We start from the raw sequence: 18303 nt of genomic DNA, 5'->3' as shown, positions 1-18303 counted from the left end.
GGACGGACGCCGCTACGCCAGGTCGATCGTGACGTCGGCGACCACGGCGTCGAACTGTGACGCCCGCACCCGCAGGGTGAACGTCCACGGTCCGCTGACCGGGAGCACCACACCGGACGCGGTGAACAGTGGGCCGCCCTGCCACTCGAGGTCGACCTCGACCGGGCCGATGCCCCGCTTCTGCTGCAGGGCCGAGATCGAGACGTCCTCGACCTCGGTCGTCCCCGCCAGGCGCACCGAGATCCCCACCGCACCCCGCCGCGCGGGTGTGACGGTCACGGTCGCCGACTGCGACCCCCCGAGCGAGGCGGTCGTCGACGCCGGCCGGGTGGCGATCTCGGCGGCGTAAGCGGTCCGGGCCGGCGGTTCGGAGATCAGGACCGACGTCACCGCGAGCACACCCGCCATGACGACGGCCTCGACGACCAGTCCCCGCCGGACCGCCCGCACCGGCTCGTCGGTACGCAGCCACCACCGGGCCAGGGCACCGAGCCCGACCAGCACGAGGAACAGCGCGGACTTGACGATGACCAGGCGTCCGTAGGTGGTGTCGGTGAGCGCCGAGAACGACGACGTCTCCAGCCAGGCCTGGACGACCCCCGTGACCGCCACGACCACGACGCACCACACCGCGACCCGTGACAGCCGCCGCACCAGCACCGCGGCGGCGGGGTCGCCGTTCGGGACGACGACCGCGAGCAGCACGACCACCCCGCCGACCCAGGTGGTGACGGCGAGCAGGTGCAGCACGGTGCTCGGGAAGCTCAGCCAGACCGGCGGGCGCACCCGGGCGTGGCCGGCGGCCGCGAGCGCCCCGAGTGCGACGACCCACAGGACGGCGGCGGCACCGATGACCCGCTGCTGTGCAGGGTGCAACGGTTCGGTCATGCGCTCGATGCGGCGGGCCAACGTCAACACCCCGAGCAGGGCGACGATCACGACGAGCTGGGCGATCCCGAACGCCGAGCGCACGGTGTCGGCCAGCAGTGACCAGGGGGAGTCGGTGCTCCCCGCGCCCGCCACGTACGGCCCGTGCAGCAGCACCTGGATCACGCTGCCGGCCAGCGCGAGCAGCAGGCCACCCCGCACGACCACCCGCACGCGGCGGCTGTCCAGCACCCCGGCCCGGCGGCTGATCACCAGCCAGGCGCCCCCGGCGACCCCGAAGCCGATGAACCCGATGGCGGCGCCGGCGTCGAGGAAACCCTCGACCAGCGGGGAGGTCCCGGAGCCGACGTCGGTGGGCGAGACCGGCGTCCCGCCCGCGACCGTGAACGCGACCGTGCCCGAGACCGGGTGCCCGTCCGCCGAGACCACGCGGAAGCTGACCAGGTAGCCGGCCGAGCGGGGCAGCCCACTCTTCAGCGGGGCCTCGACGGTCCGGCCGTCGCCGCTCACCGTGGCCTTGCCGGACTCGACCTCCCCGCCGTTCCCGTCGACCACCTTGACGAAGCCCGGATCGAGCGTGACGGCCTCGTCGAAGGAGATCGACACGGTCGTCGGGGTCGTGGGGACGTCCGCGCCGTCGGCCGGGTTCGAGCCGGTGACGGTCGCGTGCGCCGCGGCGTCGGGCGCGCCGACCAGAGCCGTCAGCACCACCACGGCGAAGGCCGCGAGCAGCACGCACCAGCGGCGGGTCGCGGTCCTCACGCCACGTCGCGCGGGCGACGGTCCAACCGTGCCGACCACGTCCGCAGTGCCGACGACTCCTGCGCCGGGTCCGCGACGGCCGGGTCGACAGGGACACGTCCCGGCGGTCGCTTCGTTGCACGGTGCAACGCCAGGAGCAGGACCGCGCCGACCGCGACGGCCGCGTGGGTGGTGAGCCGCTCGAGCCCGACCCCGCCGTCGAGCAGATCGGCCACCGAGAGCGCCGCCAGGGCGACGACGAACGTCCCGATCGCGGCGAGGGCACCGCCGACCCGGGCCGGGCGTGCGGCGACCAGCAGCAGGGCGGCGGCCACGGCGAGGTTCCAGGCGCCCGCCTCGTGCGAGGCGTGGGCGGACATCGACATGCCGAGATCGTCGTGGAACAGCGAGGGCACGGCCACCGCGAGTTGGGCGACGCCGACGACCGCGAGCAGCCACCGCAGCACGGTCACCCGCCGGTGGGAACGCAGCGCGGGTCGCGCCACCGCGGCCAGGACCCGGTCGGCCAGATCGGCGGGGGCGCCGTCGGCCTCGCGCAGGCGCGCCCGGCGGGTGATGAGCTCGACGTCGCGTTGCCAGGCCCGGCAGTCCGCACAGGTCACGCGGTGCTCGTCGAGCGTCGCGGCGGGCGCGCCGGCCGGTTCGCCGTCCAGCGTCGCGGACGCGGCGTCCCGGTACTCCTCACACCTCACGCGGGTCCGGTCGCCCCGCCGCCCCGTTCGGTTCCCGGGCGCGGGGGGATGTGACCCGCGCCTCGCCCGGACCGTGGGTGGTTACCCTTCGGCTCGTGCCGACTCCCGCGCGCCGCCGCGCCACGCGCGAGGACGTGACGCCGTGGGACGCCGCGTCCGACCCGGTGACGACGGCGGCGCTGGCCGCCCGCGGGGGCAGCACCGCCGCGGCCGAGACCTTCGTGCGGTCCACCCAGGACGACGTGTGGCGGCTGTGCCGCTACCTCGGCCCCGCCGGTCAGGTCGACGACCTGGCGCAGGAGACGTACGCCCGGGCGTTCGCCGGGCTGCGCGGGTACGCGGGCCGCGCTCCCGCCCGCTCGTGGCTGCTGGGCATCGCCCGGCACGTCTGCGCCGACGCCGTCGGCGCGGCCGTCCGGGACCGAGGTCGCCGGGGTGGGCAGCAGCCGGACGAGGCGCCCTCGGCGGCCGCCCCGGACCACGCGGGCGCCGTGCACCTCGACCTGCTGCTCGGGGCTCTCGAACCCGAGCGGCGCGAGGCGTTCGTCCTCACCCAGGTGCTCGGGTTCGGCTACGCCGACGCGGCCGCGGTGTGCGGCTGCCCGGTCGGCACCATCCGATCCCGGGTCGCCCGCGCCCGCGACGACCTCCGGGCCGCGACGCTCGCCGACTGACCCCGGGAGCCGCGCGCCGTTCCGTCAGCCGGCCGCGGTGACGCGCGGGTCGGTCCGCAGCACCCGCTTGAGCAACTTCCCCGAGCCGTTGCGGGGGAGTTCCTCGACGAACAACACCCGCTTGGGCCGCTTGAAGGCGGCCAGCCGCGAGCGGGTGTGCTCGATGAGCGCGTCCTCGTCGGCCGTCTGACCGTCGCGGAGGACGACGAAGGCCGTCACGGCCTCGATCCACCGCTCGTGCGGGGTGCCGATCACCGCGACCTCGGCGACGGCCGGGTGGGTGTAGAGCGCGTCCTCGACCTCGCGGGAGGCCACGAGGACACCGCCGGTGTTGATGACGTCCTTGATCCGGTCGACCACGGTCACGTAGCCCTCGGCGTCCTTCACCACCATGTCGCCGGAGTGGAACCAGCCGTCGCGGAACGCGGCCTCGGTCTCCTCGGGCTTGTTCCAGTAGCCCTGGCACAGCTGCGGCGAGCGGTACAGCAGCTCACCGGCCGTGCCGGGGCCGACCTCGGCGCCGTCCTCGTCGACGATGCGGGTCTCGACGAACAGCACCTCGCGGCCGCACGACGCCGGCCGGTCGGTGTGCTCGGCGGGCTGCAGGACGGTCGCGAGCGGGCCGATCTCCGACTGGCCGAAACAGTTGTAGAGACCGGCGTCCGGACACCGTTCCTGCAACCGGTGCACGGTCGTCGCGGGCATGATCGACGCGCCGTAGCAGGCCTTGCGCAGCCCGGAGAGGTCGCGCGTCGCGAAGTCGGGGTGGTTGGTCAGCGGCACCCAGACGGTCGGGGCGAGGAACAGCTGGTGGATGCCGTCGGCCTCGACGCGCCGCAGGATCTCGGGCACGTCGGGGGCCGGCATGAGGTGGTTCTCGGCGCCGACCATGAGGTACGGCAACAGGAACACGTGCATCTGCGCCGAGTGGTAGAGCGGCATCGGGTGCAGCGGGACGTCGTCCTCGTGCAGCGACATCGCCACGATGCTCGACACGTACTCGTGCAGCAGCGCGCGGTGGGTCATGATCGCGCCCTTCGGACGCGACGTGGTGCCGGACGTGTAGAGCAGCTGGACGACGTCGGTCTCGCGCACCTCGACGTCCGGCGCGTCGACGTCACCGGTCGAGGCGTGGGCGAGCAGGGCGTCGTCGTCACCGTGCAGACCCAGCAGCGGCGTCGCGGGCGGCACCACGGGTGCGACGGTCTCGCGCAGATCGGGATCGGCCAGCACCAGGCTCGCGCCGCAGTCCTCGACCAGGTACCGCAGTTCCTCGCCGAACAACGCGTAGTTGATCGGCACGTGGACCAGCCCGGCGCGGGCGCACCCGAGGTAGGCCAGCAGGTACGCGTCGGAGTTGCGGCCGTAGGTGGCGACCCGGTCGCCCGGCGAGAGGCCCTGCCCGAGCAGCCAGACGGCGGTGCGGGTCACGGCATCGTCGAGTTCGGCGTACGTCCAGGACCGCTCGACCCCGGGGCCGGCCCGGAACGTCAACGCGGTGCGGGCGGGATGACGGCCGGCGCTGCGCCGGACGACGTCGTCGACGGTGCTGGAGGTGACGTCCATCCGCCCGTCTCTACCGTTCGGGGACGCCCGCGTCCAGTTCCGGGTGGTGGAGCGGCCGCAGGCTGATCCAGCGCACGCTCACCAACCCGAACAGCACGATGAGGGCGGACAGGCCGAACACGAGACCCCACGTGGCGTGGTCGACCAGCGCGCCGACGATCGGTGGCGCCACGATCCCGGCGAGGCCGAAGCCGGTGTTCATCAGGCCGCTCGCCGTGCCGCTGTGCTGCGGTGCGATGTCCATGGGGATGGTCCAGAGCGGCGAGTTGCACAGTTCGAGGAAGAAGAACGCGATCCCGAGGCAGACGGTGATGGCGACGGCGTCGGACAGGAAGATCACCGGCGTCACGAACACGGCGGTGCCCCCGAGCCCGATGACCAGTCCGGTCTTCCGGCTGCGCCCGATGTTGGCGGTCCGGACCAGCAGGCGGTCGACGAGCATGCCGCCGAGCCAGTCGCCCGCCACCCCGCCGATCAGCGTCGCCATGGTGAACAGTGCCGACTTCTGCAGGTCCAGCCCGAACCGGTCGGAGAAGAACGACGGCATCCACGTGAGGTACAGCCAGAGCATCCAGCCGTAGCAGAAGTCGGTCAGGGTGACCGGGAGGATGCGGGGGACCAGCCGCCGCCACGGCACCTTCTCGGTGGCCTTGCTGGTGTCGGGGGTGTCGGCGAGTTCGCGCAGTTCGGTGTCGTGGACGTGCGGGTGGTCGCGCGGGCGGTCCCGGAAGTAGACCAGCCAGATGATCCCCCAGATCATCCCGGCGGCGCCCGCGACGATGAACGACCCGCGCCAGCCCAACGGTTCGAACGCGATGAGGGCCGACACGATGACCGGGGCGAGCGCGTTGGAGCCGCGGGAGGCGGCGTGGACGATGCCCTGGCCGAAGCCACGGCGGTCGACCGGCAACCAGGTCGACATCGCGCGGGTGGCGGTGGGGAACGCGGTGCCCTCGGCGACTCCGAGCAGGAACCGGACGACCAGCAGCGCGATCAGGCCGTTGACCAGGCCGGTGAGGACGGTGAGCATCCCGCACGCCACCGAGACGATCACCAGGGTCCGTCGGGCGCCGCCCTTGTCACCGAGGAACCCGCCGAAGCCCTGCAGCAACGCATAGGGCAGGGCGAACGCCGAGATGGCGAGGCCGAACTGGAAGTCCGAGAGCCCGAGGTCGGCCTTGAGCCCGTTCGGGCCCGCGGTGGAGATGTTGACCCGGTCGAAGTACAGGATCGCGTAGAGCGCGCACAGCAGCAGCAGGACGTTCCCGCGCACCCGGTGACGCAGTGGGGTCGGCGTGTCGGTGGTCGACACGGAACTGGCGGTCACGGATGTCGAGTGTGCCCAGCGGTGGCCCCTCGCACGCGTTCGGCGCTCAGTGACCCGGGACGCCCAGCACCCGGTCCAGGTGCTCGTTGGTGAAGCGGCGGTCGGGGTCGAGGCGGTCGCGGACGGTGAGGAAGTCGCCGAACCGCGGGTAGAGCCGAGCGAAGTCGTCGGCGACCAGGGAGTGCAGCTTGCCCCAGTGCGGCCGGCCGTCGTGGTCGCGCAGGACCGCCTCGACGGCGGTGAACCACGGGGCGTGGTCGCGACGGGCGTACTGGTGGAACGCGACGTAGACGTTGGCGCGCTCGTGGCCGGTGGACAGCCACACGTCGTCGGGGGCGGCGACCCGCACCTCGACGGGGAACGCCACCCGTTCGCCGCTGCGGTCCAGCCAGGCCTGCGCCGCGGTGAGCACGGGTTCGAGGGCGGCGCGGGGGATCGCGTACTCGGTCTCCCGGAACACCACCCGGCGCGGTGAACAGAAGACCCGGTGCGAGGTGTCGACGTACTCGCGGGCCGACAGCGCGCGGGCCGCGAACCGGTTCAGGCGGGGGATGATCGCCGGCGCCCGGGTGGCGATGCGGTTCGCCTGCTCGAACACGGAGTTCGACATGAGTTCGTCGTCGAACCAGGCGCGTGCACGGTGCAACGGTCGGGGCGGGCCGTCGACCCGGTCGTTGGTCTTGGTCAGCACCCGCCGGGTGTGCGGGAACCAGTAGAACTCGGCGTGGTCGTGGCTGCCGACCCATTCGTCGAAGCCCTCGAGGGTCTCGTCGAGCCCGGCCGGGCGTTCGACGGCGCGCAGCAGGAACGACGGCTCGCAGCGGAACGTCACGGCGGTGGTGATCCCGAGCGCGCCGAGGCCGACCCGGGCGGCCTGGAACTCGTCGCCCTCGGTGAGGTGGCGGACGGTGCCGTCGGCGGTCAGCAGGTCCAGGCCGACCACCATCGCGGCGAGGCCGGTGAACCGGGCGCCGGTGCCGTGCGTGCCGGTGGCGATGGCCCCGGCCACGCTCTGGGCGTCGATGTCACCGAGGTTCGGCAGGGCGAGGCCCTGCTCCGCGAGCAGGCGGTTGGCCTCGGCGATGGTCGTGCCTGCGAGCAGCGTCGCGGTGCACCGCGCGTGGTCGACGTCGACCAGGCCCGAGAGCCGGTCGAGGTGCACGAGCACGCCGTCGGTCACGCCGATGGGTGTGAACGAGTGGCCGGACCCGATGGCCTTGATCCGGCCCGTCGTTCCGGTGACCACGGCTCGCAGTTCCTCGATGTCGGCCGGCCACACCGTCCGCATGGGGCTGGCGTGGGCGGTACCCGCCCAGTTCTGCCACGTAGCCGCCATGGGAGAGGAGTTTCATCTGGACGCGCGTCCAGTGTCAACCATTCGGCCCACCGTCTTGACCCATCGGGCCGGCAGGGAAAGGATTCGCGACGTGCCCGACCGCCTGCGGATGTCCGAGCGCCGTGACGCTCTCGTCGCCGCCGCGCTCGCGCTGGCCGAACGCGAGGGCCTCGCGGCCGTCACCGTGCGCGAGGTGGCGCGGGAGGCGGACGTCTCGACCGGTGTCGTGCACTACTGCTTCACCGACAAGGACGACCTGCTGGCCGCGATGGCGGCGCGGTTGGTGCGGGAGTTGCGGGCGGCCGCGACCGTCTCGGTCGGCGGCGGGAAGCTCGAGGACGTCCTGCTCAGCGGCATCCGCAGCCTCTGGCGCACGTTGGAGCGGTCCGGCGACCGGCAGCTGCTGACGTACGAGATCACCCTGATGGCGCTGCGGCAGGAGCCGCTGCGGGACGCGGCCCGCCGGCAGTACGAGGAGTCTCACGCCGCGGTGCGTGATTTCCTCGTCGCAGCCGAAGGTTCCACGGGACGGCGGTGGCGGGTGCCGGTCGACCAGGTCGCCGCCTTCGTCCTGGCCCAACTCGACGGCGTCGTGCTGCGGTGGTTGGTCGACCGTGACACCCGGACCGCGCGTCGCGGCCTCGAGACCCTCGCGCGGTTGGTCGTCGGGCTCGCGGAACCCGCGCCGTGACGGCCGTGCGAGCGGTCGTCGTCGCGCCGCACTGGCGATCGGCGCGCTGGGCGACCTCGGCCGCGTTCGGGGCCCAGGGGCTGCTGTTCGCGGTGCTGCTCACGCACCTGCCGCAGTTCAAGGACCGGTGGGGGATCGGCGACACCACCGTGTCGTTGCTGGTGCTCGTGGTGTCACTGCTCGCAGGGGCCGGCAGCGTCGGCGCGGAGACGTTGGCCCGCCGCGCCTCGAGCGCGGTCGCGCTCCGGATCGGGCTGGCCACGATCGTCGTCGCGTCGGTCGCTGTGGCCCTGGCACCCGACCTGCCGGTGTTCGTCGCGGGTTTCGCGCTCTACGGGCTCGGCCTCGGGGCGGTCGACGCCGGGTCCAACATGCAGGCGGTCGCGGTGCAGCACGGCTACGGCCGCAGCATCCTGACCTCGTTCCACGCGGTGTGGTCGGCAGCGGGCATCCTCGGGGCGCTGTGGGTCGCGCTCTCGGAGCGGATCGACCTGCCGTTGAGCGCCTCGGTGCTCGCCGGATCGGTGGCCGTCGCCGTACTGGCGGTGGTCTCGGGCCGATCGCTGGCGTCGGGCCGATCGCTGCATGATGCAACCGTGCCCGGTGACGCCCCGCTCACCGTGCCGTGGCGTCCGGTGCTGTTGCTCGGTGCGGCGATGGCCTGCTTCTACGTCGCCGACGGCGCCACCTCGAACTGGTCGGCCATCTACCTCCACGACACGCTCGGCGCGACCGACACCGTCGCCGCCTTCGCCTACGCCGCCTACCAGGCGACCTCGGTGCTGGCCCGGCTCGGCGGCGACCACGTGGTGCGTCGCGCCGGGATCGTCGCCACCGTGCGGCTGGCGGCGGTGGTCGGGACGCTCGGACTGCTGGTCGTCGTCGTCGCCCCCGGGCCGCTCGTGGCCATCGTCGGTTTCGGCGTCGTCGGTGTGGCTCTGCCCGTCGTCGCGCCGCTGTGCTTCTCCGCGGCCGGGGCCCTGGCGCCGGGCGGCGCGGACGCCGTCGTCGCCCGAGTGAACGTCTTCAACTACCTCGGCGCGGTCGTGGGCGGGGTGTCGGTCGGGTTGATCGGCGCCGGCTCGCTGCGCGTCGGTTTCGTCCTGCCCCTGGTGCTCGCCGCGGTGCTGCTCGGGCTCGCGCGGGCCTTCGCCACCCGACCCGTAGGGGTCGACCGAGGAGATGTGGTCACGTGAACGCTCCGGTCCGGACACCGTTGCACCCGGTGCGCGTCGAAGGCGACGCGGTCGAGGCGGTCGCGGCGGCCTGCGAGGGGCTCGACGGGCCCGTCCTGGCGCTGCACGTGCCGACGTTGCGGCGCAACGCCGCCGACCTGGTCCGCCGCGCGGGCGGCACACCGATCCGCATCGCGTCGAAGTCGGTGCGGGTGCGGTGGGTCCTGTCCGACGTCCTCGGCCGCACCGGGGTGCAGGGGGTCATGGGCTACTCGCCGCGTGAGGCGCGCTGGTTGGTCGACCACGGGATCGAGGATGTCCTGCTCGGGTACCCGTCGGTCGACCGCGCCGGCCTGGCATCGTTGCATGGTGCACCGGTCACGCTGATGGTCGACGACGTCGCGCAGTTGGACTTCGCGCCGCCGGGCGCCTCGGTCTGCCTCGACGTCGACGCCTCGCTGCGGCTGGGACGGGTCCACCTCGGGGTGCGTCGATCACCCCTGCGGACGCCCGAGCAGGTGGCCGCGCTCGCGGGTCGGGTCGCGGCGCGCGGATTCCGGGTGCGGGGCGTCATGTTCTACGAGGCGCAGGTCGCGGGGCTGCCCGACACCTCTGCGGCCGTCCGGCTGGTCAAGCGGCTGTCGTTGCGCGATCTCGCCATCCGCCGGGCCGCGGTGGTGCGGGCGGTCACCGCCGAGGTCGGCCCGCTCGACCTGGTCAACTCCGGCGGCAGCGGCTCGGTGGCCGCCAGCGCGTCGGACCCGGTGGTCACCGAGGTCACCGCGGGCTCCGGGCTCTACGTCCCGACCCTGTTCGACGGCTACCGCAGCTTCCGGCCCGACCCGTCGCTGTTCTTCGCCCTGCCGGTGGTGCGGCGACCGACCCCGGGCGTCGTCACCGCGGCCTACGGGGGCTACGTCGCGTCCGGGCCGCCGGGGAGCAGTCGGGTGCCGACCCCGGTGTGGCCGCGCGGGCTGGGGCTGCTGCGCGCCGAGGCCGCGGGCGAGGTGCAGACCCCGCTGCGCGGTGGGAGCGGGCTGCACGTCGGTGACGCCGTCTGGTTCCGGGCCGCCAAGGCGGGGGAGGTGTGCGAGCGGTTCGACGCCGTGCACCTGGTCGACGACACCCCGGACGGCCCGGCCGTCGTCGACGTGGTGCCGACCTACCGGGGCGAGGGGCGGACCTTCGGCTGAGGCCGGAGGTCTCAGGTTGGCAGCTGGGCGTACGTGCCGCGGTGGAAGGCGAGCGGGCCGACCTCGCTGACCGCGCCGAGGTGCTCGACGTGCCCCGCGACGATCGTGTGGTCACCGCCGTCGTACTCGCGCCAGAGCGTGCAGTCGATCCACGCCACCACCCCGTTGAGCTGCGGCGAGCCCAGCGGGGAGGCCGACCAGGCGACGCCGTCGAACCGGTCGCCGGGCCCGGCGAACCGGGCCGAGAGGTCGGCCTGGCCCTGGGCGAGGACGTTGACGCAGAACCGCCCGATGTCGCGGATCCGCGGCCAGGTGCTCGAGGTCCGCGCCGGGAAGATGGCGATGAGCGGGGGTTCGAGTGACAGTGACGAGAACGACTGGCAGGTGAAACCGACCGGTTCGCCGTCGTCGTCCATCGCGGTGACGACCGTGACCCCCGAGAGGAAGTGGCCGAGCACGGTCCGCATGACGTCGGGGCGCACCTCGTCCGGGCATTCGGTCACGCCCTGAGCGTAGGACGCCCGCAACCCCTGACCCCCGGTACCCTGGGCGGTGTGACCTCGTTCGCCGCGCCCGCACCACGGGCGGCCACCGGCGGACCCCGCGACCCCTCCGGCCTCGCCCGGCTGGCCGCGGTGGTGTTCTGGATCGTCCTCCCGGCGTTGTGCGTGACCGGCATCGTCCTGGGCGTCGCGACCTGGACCGAGCACGCGCACCGCCAGGTGCCGGGGATCCCCGGCACGTTCCTCGTCGACAACCGCAGTTGCGGCGGCACCGTCTGCCTCGCGACCGGCACCTTCACCTCCACCGACGGCAACCTCGTCATCGGTCCGCTCACCGGCGTCGCCGGTTGGACCCAGGACAGCGCGCACACGGTCGTCTACGACCCGTCGACTCCCGACGTCATCGTCCCGTTGCCCACCCGCTGGAACCCGACGGCGGCCATCGCGTCGCTGACGGGTGCGACGGTGCTCCTGCTCGCCTGGGGTTGGCTCGCCTTCGGAGGCCGTCGGCCCCACCCCGCTCCCGGTCCGGCACTCGCCTGACCGTCACGCGTTCCACCTCTCCACGCTCGAAAGGCCCCTTCATGACCGGCTCCACCGCGTCCCGCGACGATCTGCGCAACGTCGCGATCGTCGCCCACGTCGACCACGGCAAGACCACCCTGGTCGACGCGATGCTCTGGCAGTCCGGTGCGTTCACCGCGCACCAGGAGGAGTCCGGCGACGTCAACGAGCGCGTCATGGATTCGATGGACCTCGAGCGCGAGAAGGGCATCACGATCCTCGCGAAGAACACGGCCGTCGAGCACAAGATGGCGTCCGGCCAGGTCGTCACCGTCAACATCATCGACACCCCGGGCCACGCCGACTTCGGCGGCGAGGTCGAGCGCGGGCTCTCCATGGTCGACGGCGTCGTGCTGCTCGTCGACGCCTCCGAGGGCCCCCTGCCGCAGACCCGTTTCGTGCTGCGCAAGGCGCTCGAGGCCAAGCTCCCCGTCATCCTCGTGATCAACAAGACCGACCGACCCGACGCCCGCATCGCCGAGGTCGTCGACGAGGCCTACGAGCTGTTCCTCGACCTCGACGCCGACGAGCACCAGATCGAGTTCCCGATCGTTTACGCCTCGGCCAAGAACGGGAAGGCGTCGCTGACCCGTCCCGAGGACGGCGGCATCCCGGACTCGCCCGACCTCGAACCGCTGTTCGAGACGCTGATGACGGCCATCCCGGCGCCGGTGTACACCGAGGGCGCGGCGCTGCAGGCGCACGTCACCAACCTCGACTCCTCGCCGTACCTCGGCCGGCTCGCGCTCTGTCGCGTGCACAACGGCACGATCACCAAGGGCCAGCAGGCCGCGTGGTGCCGCGCCGACGGCACGATCGAGCGGGTCAAGATCACCGAGCTGCTCATGACCCAGGCGCTCGAGCGCGTGCCCGCCGAATCGGCCGGCCCCGGCGACATCATCGCCATCGCCGGCATCCCGGACATCACCATCGGCGAGACCCTCGCCGACGTCGAGAACCCCGTGCCGTTGCCGGTCATCACCATCGACGAGCCGTCCATCTCGATGACCGTCGGCATCAACACCTCGCCCCTCGCCGGCCAGAGCGGCAAGAAGCTCACCGCCCGCCTGGTGAAGAACCGCCTCGACGCCGAGCTCGTCGGCAACGTGTCGATCCGGGTCGAGCCGACCGAGCGTCCGGACACCTGGGAGGTCCAGGGCCGCGGCGAGTTGCAGCTGGCGATCCTCGTCGAGCTCATGCGGCGCGAGGGCTTCGAGCTCACGGTCGGCAAGCCGCAGGTCGTCACCAAGCTGGTCGACGGCAAGGTGCACGAACCGATGGAGCGGATGACCATCGACGCGCCGTCGGAGTACCAGGGCGTGCTCATCCAGCTGCTGGCGCTGCGCAAGGGCCGGCTGGAGCAGATGACCGACCACGGCACCGGCTGGATCCGGATGGAGTACATCGTCCCCGCCCGCGGGCTCATCGGCTTCCGCACCGAGTTCCTCACCGAGACCCGCGGCACCGGCCTGCTGCACCACATCCACGAGGGCTACGCGCCCTGGCACGGGGAGCTGCGCACCCGCTCCTCGGGCTCGCTGGTCGCCGACCGCAAGGGCCCGACCACCGGCTACGCCCTGGCGAACCTGCAGGAGCGCGGCACGATGTTCGTCGGCCCCGGCACCGAGGTGTACGAGGGCATGATCGTCGGCGAGAACTCCCGCGCCGACGACATGGACGTGAACCCCACGAAGGAGAAGAAGCTCACGAACGTGCGGGCCTCGTCCTCCGACGTGCTGATCCCGCTCATCCCGCACCGTCAGCTCTCGCTGGAGCAGTGCCTGGAGTTCTGCCGCGAGGACGAGTGCGTCGAGGTCACCCCCGACATCGTCCGGATCCGCAAGGTCCACCTCTCGGCCCAGGACCGCGAGAAGGCCCGCGGCCGCGCCCGCGCCGCCTCGAAGGGCTGACGCGGGCGGTCCGGCCGGGCTCAGAAGGTCCCCGGCTGAGGGCGGGACCACCAGCGCACCACCGCAAGGTCGTGGTTGGTGGTCTGAGCGTCGCTCCGTGACGATCTGCGCGACGCTCAGACCACCTTCCGCGGCGGCAGGTGCTGCCACGGACGCTGCACCGCCCGCCAGCGACGCGGGCCGGTCTTCACGGCGCCGCGGGCAAAGGCGCGCTCGATACGGGCCCGGACCACGTCGAACGGCTCCAGGTCGTCCCAGACCCACCGGGCGATCTCGAGGCCGAGGTCCCGCAACGCGTCCTCGCGCAGCTTCTCCGCGGTGAGGCTGCGGAAGCCGTCGTACTTGCCCAGGCCGTCGGCCTCACCGATCACCCCGAACTCCGGCCAGTAGAAGTCGGCCCGACCGACCAGGCGTCCCGAGAGGGTGAGGATGTCGACCTGCGTCAACGGCGCGGGCAGGCCGGCGACCGCCATCCGGTGACGGCTCCGCGACTCGAGCACGCTCTCCGAGCGCGCGTCCGCGAACTCCACCGCGGATCGCGCCCGGTCGACGCGCGGCCGTCCCCGCGCCTGTCGTACCGCGTGGTCCAGCCGCTCACGCGCGCCCAGACGCGTCCGCAACGCGGAGTCGGCCACGACGACACCTGCCTCGACGCCGAACTCGCGCGCGACGTCGACGACGGTGCGCCCCGGCGCGGTCACCAGCAGGTCGACACCCAGGACAGCCGTCGCCGAGGGTGGCAGGTCGGCCCGGTGGGCGTGGACGCCCTCGATCGCGCTGACCGCCGTTCCGCTGTGGGTCACGCACGGGTGCGGCTCGGGTGCCCAACTGTCGATCCGGGCCAGGCGGGCGGCGGCGAGATGGCTGACGTGGACGCCGTGGTTCGCCACGGCCGCGCCCACCGCGCGCTGGGCGAGCAACTCGGTGGGCCGACCAGGGCCGTCGAGCGGCGGCACCGCGAAGACGCCCGGCCGCAGCCGGATCAGGCGGCCAGCTCGTACGGCGTGCCGCAACGCCGACGGCGTCCAGCCCTCCGCCTGCGCCTCGGCCACCGTGAACACCCCGCACCTCCACACGGCGGGGCTCGGAACGGGTCGCATCCGCCCAGGCTCTCGGAGATCCGCACATCGACCGTTCCGTCATCCACAGGCGCCGGCGTCGTCCACAGATCGGGAGTGGGGCTTGCCAACGGCCCATGCGTCCGGATGGTGGTCGAGGCGTCGCGCCAGCCGTCCGATGATGACGCTCGGACCACCATCCGCGGGCGCGGCGGGATCGCCGAGCCTGTCCAGCGGCGGGGGAGCGGGGTTAAGGTCGGCGGGTGCGGTTGGACGTGGGGACCACGATCTTCGCGGAGATGTCGGCGCTCGCGGTGGCGACCGGGTCAATCAACCTCGGTCAGGGGTTCCCGGACACCGACGGGCCGCGGCAGCTGCTCGAGGACGCCGTGGCGGCGATCCGGTCGGGGGAGCACAACCAGTACCCGCCGGGGCCGGGGATCCCGGAGCTGCGGCGGGCGGTGGCGGCGCACCAGTGGCACCACTACGGCCTCGAGGTCGACCCCGACACCGGCACGCTCGTGACCGCGGGCGCGACCGAGGCAATCGCGTCGGCCGTGTTGGGGCTCACCGACCCGGGCGACGAGGTCGTGATGTTCGAGCCGTACTACGACTCCTACGCCGCGACCGTCACCCTCGCCGGGTGCACCCGGAAGGTCGTGACGCTGCGCCCGCAACCGGCCGCGGCGGGCGCACCCACCCACTGGACGTTCGACCCCGACGAGCTGCTCGCTGCGGTCACGCCGCGCACCCGGCTCATCCTGCTCAACACCCCGCACAACCCGACGGGGATGGTGTTCAATGACGCCGAGCTCGAGCAGGTCGCCGATGTTGCACGCAGCAACGATCTGGTCGTCGTGAGCGACGAGGTCTACGAACACCTGGTGTTCGACGGCCGGCACCGGCCGATCGCGACGCTCGACGGCATGGCCGAACGCACGTTGACGATCGGCAGCGCGGGCAAGACCTTCAGCGTCACCGGGTGGAAGATCGGGTGGGCCACGGGTCCGGCCCATCTCGTCACTCCGACGCGAGGGGTCAAGCAGTTCCTCACGTACGTCAACGGCGGCCCGTTCCAGCCGGCCGTCGCGCACGCGCTCGAGACCACCACCGACCACGACTACGCGGCCGTGGCGGCGGATCTGGCCGCTCGACGCGACCTGTTCTGTGACGGTCTGCCGGACGTCATGCGCCCGCAGGCGACGTACTTCGCGACGGTCGACGTCCACCGCAGCGGGGTCGAACACTGCCGCGAACTGCCCGAGCGCGCCGGTGTCGTGGCCATCCCGTCGAGCGTGTTCTACGACAGCGACGAAGGAGACTCGTACGTGCGGTTTGCCTTCTGCAAACGTCCCGAGGTGCTGCAGGAAGCCCGACGACGACTGGGAGAACTCGTGTCGACCGGTGGTGCGGCGTGAAGGTGGCGGCAGTCCAACACGACATCGTGTGGGAGGACCCGAAGGCGACGACCACCGCGCTCGCCGACCCGGTCGCACAGGCGGCCGGGGGCGGCGCCCGGCTGGTCGTGCTGTCCGAGATGTTCGCGACCGGCTTCTCGATGGCGCCCGAACGCATCGCCGAGCCCGAGGACGGCTTCATCGCGACCTGGATGCGCGAGCAGGCCGCGGCGAACCGTTGCTGGGTGCTCGGATCCATCGCCCAGACCGCGAGCGGCGGGAACGTCGGTCACGACAAACCCGCGAACGTCGCGGTCCTCGCCGGACCGGACGGGGAGGTGCACCGCTACGCCAAGATCCACCCGTTCAGCTACGGAGGCGAGGACGAGCACTACCGGGCGGGCGACCGCACGCTGACCGTCGACGTCGAGGGCACGCGGGTCTCGGTGTTCGTCTGTTACGACCTCCGTTTCCCTGACGTCTTCTACGCCGTGGCCGACCAGACCGACCTCTACGTCGTCCCGGCGAACTGGCCGGCCGTCCGACAGGAACCCTGGCGGGCGTTGCTCCGTGCCCGCGCCATCGAGAACATGGCCTACGTCGTCGGGGTGAACCGGGTCGGCACCGCACCGGGCGCGAAGCGTGACGTCGCGTACGGCGGCGCCAGCGTGATCGTGGACCCGGTCGGCACCCGGCTCGTCGAGGCCCGTGACGTCGCCACCACCCTGGTCGCCGAGGTGGACCCGGCGGTCGTGGCCGCCGCACGCGAACGCTTCGGCTTCCTCGCCGACCGCACGACGGCGTGGACCACCACCCCGCCCGCGTGAGCGGCGCGTGAGACGCCCCGAGCCGGGGTTCGCGCGGTTCCCACGGCATCCGGTGCTGCGCGTGAACGACCTGATCCCGCCCTCGGTGCACGTCGCGGACGTCCACGCCGCACTTGCCGTCCGCGGGGTGCCGGTGGGCGACCGCGACGTTCCCGTGGGCCCCACGGTGCGCGCGCTGGTCGTGCCGACCTCGGCCGGCACGCTCGTCACGCTCGAACGTCGTGGCACGTGGACATCGCCCCGTCCGGTGGTCCTGGGGCGCCTCAGCCGGCTGTCCGCGGAGATCGCCCACGACCTCCGCGCGAAGGCCGGAACCCCGGACGAACCCGGACAGAACCGGGCAGTCGGACGGCATCTCACGGGGTGACGAAACGGTCACGATAGGGATACGAAGTATCCCCGGCCGGTGTCGGCCGACGTCCGAGGAATAACCTCTTGCGGTCCCTGGCGTACGGCTGTCGTGGTCCGCGAAAGTCTCTCGAGACCACCGGAACCAGGGCATCGCGAGCCCCCCGGCCGCCCGTCGTCAGACCGTCCACCGAAGGAGTAGCCGCACCGATGACACCGCCCCTCGACCGTCGCGAGACCGCACTGCCCGGAGCCCCGGGTCTGTCGGGCGACGGGCGTCGGCCCGGCTCCGGTGAAGGCGACGTCGCCGCGTGAACATGCCACTGGGCGCCATCGACGCCACCGAGGAAGCCAGCGCCACCGAGATCGAGGACACCGGCGGCACCATGGGCGGTGCGCCGGACGGCGGCAAGGACAAGGTCGCCGGCCGCTCGCCGACCCAGCTCGCGTGGGCGCGGCTCAAGCGCGACAAGGTCGGCTTCACAGCACTGGTCCTCGTCATCGTCTTCACGGTCGCGGCGATCCTCTCGCCGATCCTGCGTGCGGCGGGGGTCCTCGACCCGTACACGTTCCACCCGGACCTCATCAAGGGCTTCGGCTCGATGCCGACCGGCGCCTTCGGCGGTGCGTCGTGGGGTCACCCGTTCGGCGTCGAACCGCAGACCGGTCGCGACGTCCTCTCGCGGGTCGTGCTGGGCATCGCCTTCTCGCTGATGATCTCGACCGGCGCGATCATCCTGAGCTCGGTGATCGGCATGGCCGTCGGCATCGTGTCGGGCTACATGGGCGGGGCGACCGACTTCTGGCTCGGCCGGATCATGGACATCGTCCTGAGCTTCCCGCAGCTGCTGATGCTGTTGGCGCTCTCGGCGGTGCTGAAGGACCGGATCACCTCGCTCGGGGTGCCGTCCGGCACGCCGACCGACGCGGTCTACCTCATCTTCGTGCTGGGCTTCTTCGGCTGGCCGTACCTCGCGCGCATCATCCGCGGGCAGGTGCTGACGATGCGCAGCCGCGAGTTCGTCGAGGCCGCGCAGAGCCTCGGCGCGACCCGGCGCCGCATCTGGATCAAGGAGATGCTGCCGAACCTGTGGGCGCCGCTCATCGTGTTCGTGTCGCTGCAGCTCCCGCTCAACATCGGCGCGGAGGCGGCGCTGTCGTTCCTCGGCGTCGGTCTGCAGTCGCCGACCCCGAGCCTCGGCAACATCCTCAACGACTCGGTGTCGTACTCGACGGTCGACCCGGCGTACTTCTACCTGCCGGGCATCGTGCTCGTGCTGGTCGTGCTGTCGTTCAACCTCCTCGGTGACGGCCTGCGCGACGCCCTCGACCCGAAGTCGACGCGGTGACCGTGTCGATCCGGATGGTCGACGCCCCCTCTACTCATGGCGG

The 18303-nt window shown here is 72.5% G+C and carries 17 protein-coding genes; 10 read left to right on the top strand and 7 right to left on the bottom strand.

What is annotated here, in order from left to right; all coding sequences use genetic code 11:
* Window positions 1-12 precede the first annotated feature (12 nt).
* Window positions 13-1650 (bottom strand): copper resistance CopC/CopD family protein, encoded by a 1638-nt coding sequence (locus ACXR2U_RS05950; protein ID WP_458824014.1) that lies wholly within the window; start codon window positions 1648-1650, stop codon window positions 13-15.
* On the bottom strand, window positions 1647-2342 hold the full coding sequence (locus tag ACXR2U_RS05945) for a zf-HC2 domain-containing protein (protein WP_458824013.1): 696 nt from the start codon (window positions 2340-2342) through the stop codon (window positions 1647-1649). The genes ACXR2U_RS05950 and ACXR2U_RS05945 overlap by 4 nt, the downstream gene beginning before the upstream one ends.
* A gap of 134 nt (window positions 2343-2476) precedes the next feature.
* Between ACXR2U_RS05945 and ACXR2U_RS05940 the strand changes: the two genes are divergently transcribed.
* Complete coding sequence (locus tag ACXR2U_RS05940; protein ID WP_458824061.1) at window positions 2477-3016, top strand: sigma-70 family RNA polymerase sigma factor; 540 nt, start codon at window positions 2477-2479, stop codon at window positions 3014-3016.
* Between the two features lie 24 nt (window positions 3017-3040).
* Here ACXR2U_RS05940 and ACXR2U_RS05935 read toward each other — a convergent pair whose 3' ends face one another.
* Genes ACXR2U_RS05935 through ACXR2U_RS05925 form a run of 3 tightly spaced genes read right to left on the bottom strand, consistent with a single transcriptional unit; the run spans window position 3041 to window position 7245 of the window.
* Window positions 3041-4582 carry a fatty acyl-CoA synthetase gene (locus tag ACXR2U_RS05935; protein WP_458824012.1) on the bottom strand — a complete coding sequence of 514 codons (1542 nt, stop codon included), beginning with the start codon at window positions 4580-4582 and terminating at the stop codon, window positions 3041-3043.
* 10 nt (window positions 4583-4592) lie between these two features.
* On the bottom strand, window positions 4593-5909 hold the full coding sequence (locus ACXR2U_RS05930) for an MFS transporter (RefSeq protein ID WP_458824011.1): 1317 nt from the start codon (window positions 5907-5909) through the stop codon (window positions 4593-4595).
* Between the two features lie 46 nt (window positions 5910-5955).
* The gene (locus ACXR2U_RS05925) at window positions 5956-7245 is read right to left on the bottom strand and encodes a D-arabinono-1,4-lactone oxidase (protein ID WP_458824010.1); all 1290 of its coding nucleotides are present in this window, start codon (window positions 7243-7245) and stop codon (window positions 5956-5958) included.
* A gap of 91 nt (window positions 7246-7336) precedes the next feature.
* Between ACXR2U_RS05925 and ACXR2U_RS05920 the strand changes: the two genes are divergently transcribed.
* The 3 genes from ACXR2U_RS05920 to ACXR2U_RS05910 are packed head-to-tail and all read left to right on the top strand — an operon-like array spanning window position 7337 to window position 10304.
* Window positions 7337-7936, top strand: a complete 600-nt coding sequence (locus ACXR2U_RS05920; RefSeq protein WP_458824009.1) for a TetR/AcrR family transcriptional regulator — start codon at window positions 7337-7339, stop codon at window positions 7934-7936.
* Window positions 7933-9132: an MFS transporter gene (locus ACXR2U_RS05915; RefSeq protein WP_458824008.1), complete on the top strand. Its 1200-nt coding sequence runs from the start codon at window positions 7933-7935 to the stop codon at window positions 9130-9132. The genes ACXR2U_RS05920 and ACXR2U_RS05915 overlap by 4 nt, the downstream gene beginning before the upstream one ends.
* Window positions 9129-10304, top strand: a complete 1176-nt coding sequence (locus tag ACXR2U_RS05910; RefSeq protein ID WP_458824007.1) for a type III PLP-dependent enzyme domain-containing protein — start codon at window positions 9129-9131, stop codon at window positions 10302-10304. Before ACXR2U_RS05915 ends, ACXR2U_RS05910 begins: the two co-directional genes overlap by 4 nt.
* A gap of 11 nt (window positions 10305-10315) precedes the next feature.
* On the opposite strand, the gene ACXR2U_RS05905 is transcribed toward ACXR2U_RS05910, so the two are convergent.
* Window positions 10316-10771, bottom strand: coding sequence for a flavin reductase family protein (locus ACXR2U_RS05905; protein WP_458824060.1), 456 nt, complete (start codon window positions 10769-10771; stop codon window positions 10316-10318).
* Window positions 10772-10858: 87 nt separating this feature from the next.
* Between ACXR2U_RS05905 and ACXR2U_RS05900 the strand changes: the two genes are divergently transcribed.
* On the top strand, window positions 10859-11350 hold the full coding sequence (locus ACXR2U_RS05900) for a hypothetical protein (RefSeq protein WP_458824006.1): 492 nt from the start codon (window positions 10859-10861) through the stop codon (window positions 11348-11350).
* Window positions 11351-11391: 41 nt separating this feature from the next.
* Window positions 11392-13281, top strand: coding sequence for a translational GTPase TypA (typA, locus tag ACXR2U_RS05895; RefSeq protein ID WP_458824005.1), 1890 nt, complete (start codon window positions 11392-11394; stop codon window positions 13279-13281).
* Window positions 13282-13397: 116 nt separating this feature from the next.
* Here the strand turns inward: typA and ACXR2U_RS05890 are convergent, their stop codons facing one another.
* Window positions 13398-14381, bottom strand: a complete 984-nt coding sequence (locus ACXR2U_RS05890) for a type IV toxin-antitoxin system AbiEi family antitoxin domain-containing protein (RefSeq protein WP_458824004.1) — start codon at window positions 14379-14381, stop codon at window positions 13398-13400.
* Between the two features lie 257 nt (window positions 14382-14638).
* On the opposite strand from ACXR2U_RS05890, the gene ACXR2U_RS05885 reads away from it, so the two are divergent.
* From ACXR2U_RS05885 to ACXR2U_RS05870, 4 genes are all read left to right on the top strand, one after another.
* Window positions 14639-15757, top strand: coding sequence for an aminotransferase class I/II-fold pyridoxal phosphate-dependent enzyme (locus ACXR2U_RS05885; protein ID WP_458824058.1), 1119 nt, complete (start codon window positions 14639-14641; stop codon window positions 15755-15757).
* 2 nt (window positions 15758-15759) lie between these two features.
* Window positions 15760-16563, top strand: a complete 804-nt coding sequence (locus tag ACXR2U_RS05880) for a nitrilase-related carbon-nitrogen hydrolase (protein ID WP_458824003.1) — start codon at window positions 15760-15762, stop codon at window positions 16561-16563.
* Window positions 16564-16624: 61 nt separating this feature from the next.
* The gene (locus tag ACXR2U_RS05875; protein ID WP_458824002.1) at window positions 16625-16930 is read left to right on the top strand and encodes a hypothetical protein; all 306 of its coding nucleotides are present in this window, start codon (window positions 16625-16627) and stop codon (window positions 16928-16930) included.
* A 298-nt stretch (window positions 16931-17228) separates the two neighbouring features.
* On the top strand, window positions 17229-18260 hold the full coding sequence (locus tag ACXR2U_RS05870) for an ABC transporter permease (protein WP_458824057.1): 1032 nt from the start codon (window positions 17229-17231) through the stop codon (window positions 18258-18260).
* The last annotated feature ends 43 nt before the right edge of the window (window positions 18261-18303 follow it).

It is taken from the genome of Jatrophihabitans sp. YIM 134969 (assembly GCF_054456675.1).
The sequence above is the reverse complement of the archived record's forward strand: the minus strand, read 5'-3'. Positions and strand labels throughout refer to the sequence as shown.

Bases quoted from the DNA above. Each gene is read 5' to 3' on its own strand.
- ACXR2U_RS05935 (WP_458824012.1), bottom strand. From the start codon at position 4,582: ATGGACGTCACCTCCAGCACCGTCGACGACGTCGTCCGGCGCAGCGCC.
- ACXR2U_RS05925 (WP_458824010.1), bottom strand. From the start codon at position 7,245: ATGGCGGCTACGTGGCAGAACTGGGCGGGTACCGCCCACGCCAGCCCC.
- ACXR2U_RS05905 (WP_458824060.1), bottom strand. From the start codon at position 10,771: ATGCGGACCGTGCTCGGCCACTTCCTCTCGGGGGTCACGGTCGTCACC.
- typA (WP_458824005.1), top strand. From the start codon at position 11,392: ATGACCGGCTCCACCGCGTCCCGCGACGATCTGCGCAACGTCGCGATC.
- ACXR2U_RS05890 (WP_458824004.1), bottom strand. From the start codon at position 14,381: ATGCGACCCGTTCCGAGCCCCGCCGTGTGGAGGTGCGGGGTGTTCACG.
- ACXR2U_RS05885 (WP_458824058.1), top strand. From the start codon at position 14,639: ATGTCGGCGCTCGCGGTGGCGACCGGGTCAATCAACCTCGGTCAGGGG.
- ACXR2U_RS05870 (WP_458824057.1), top strand. From the start codon at position 17,229: ATGCCACTGGGCGCCATCGACGCCACCGAGGAAGCCAGCGCCACCGAG.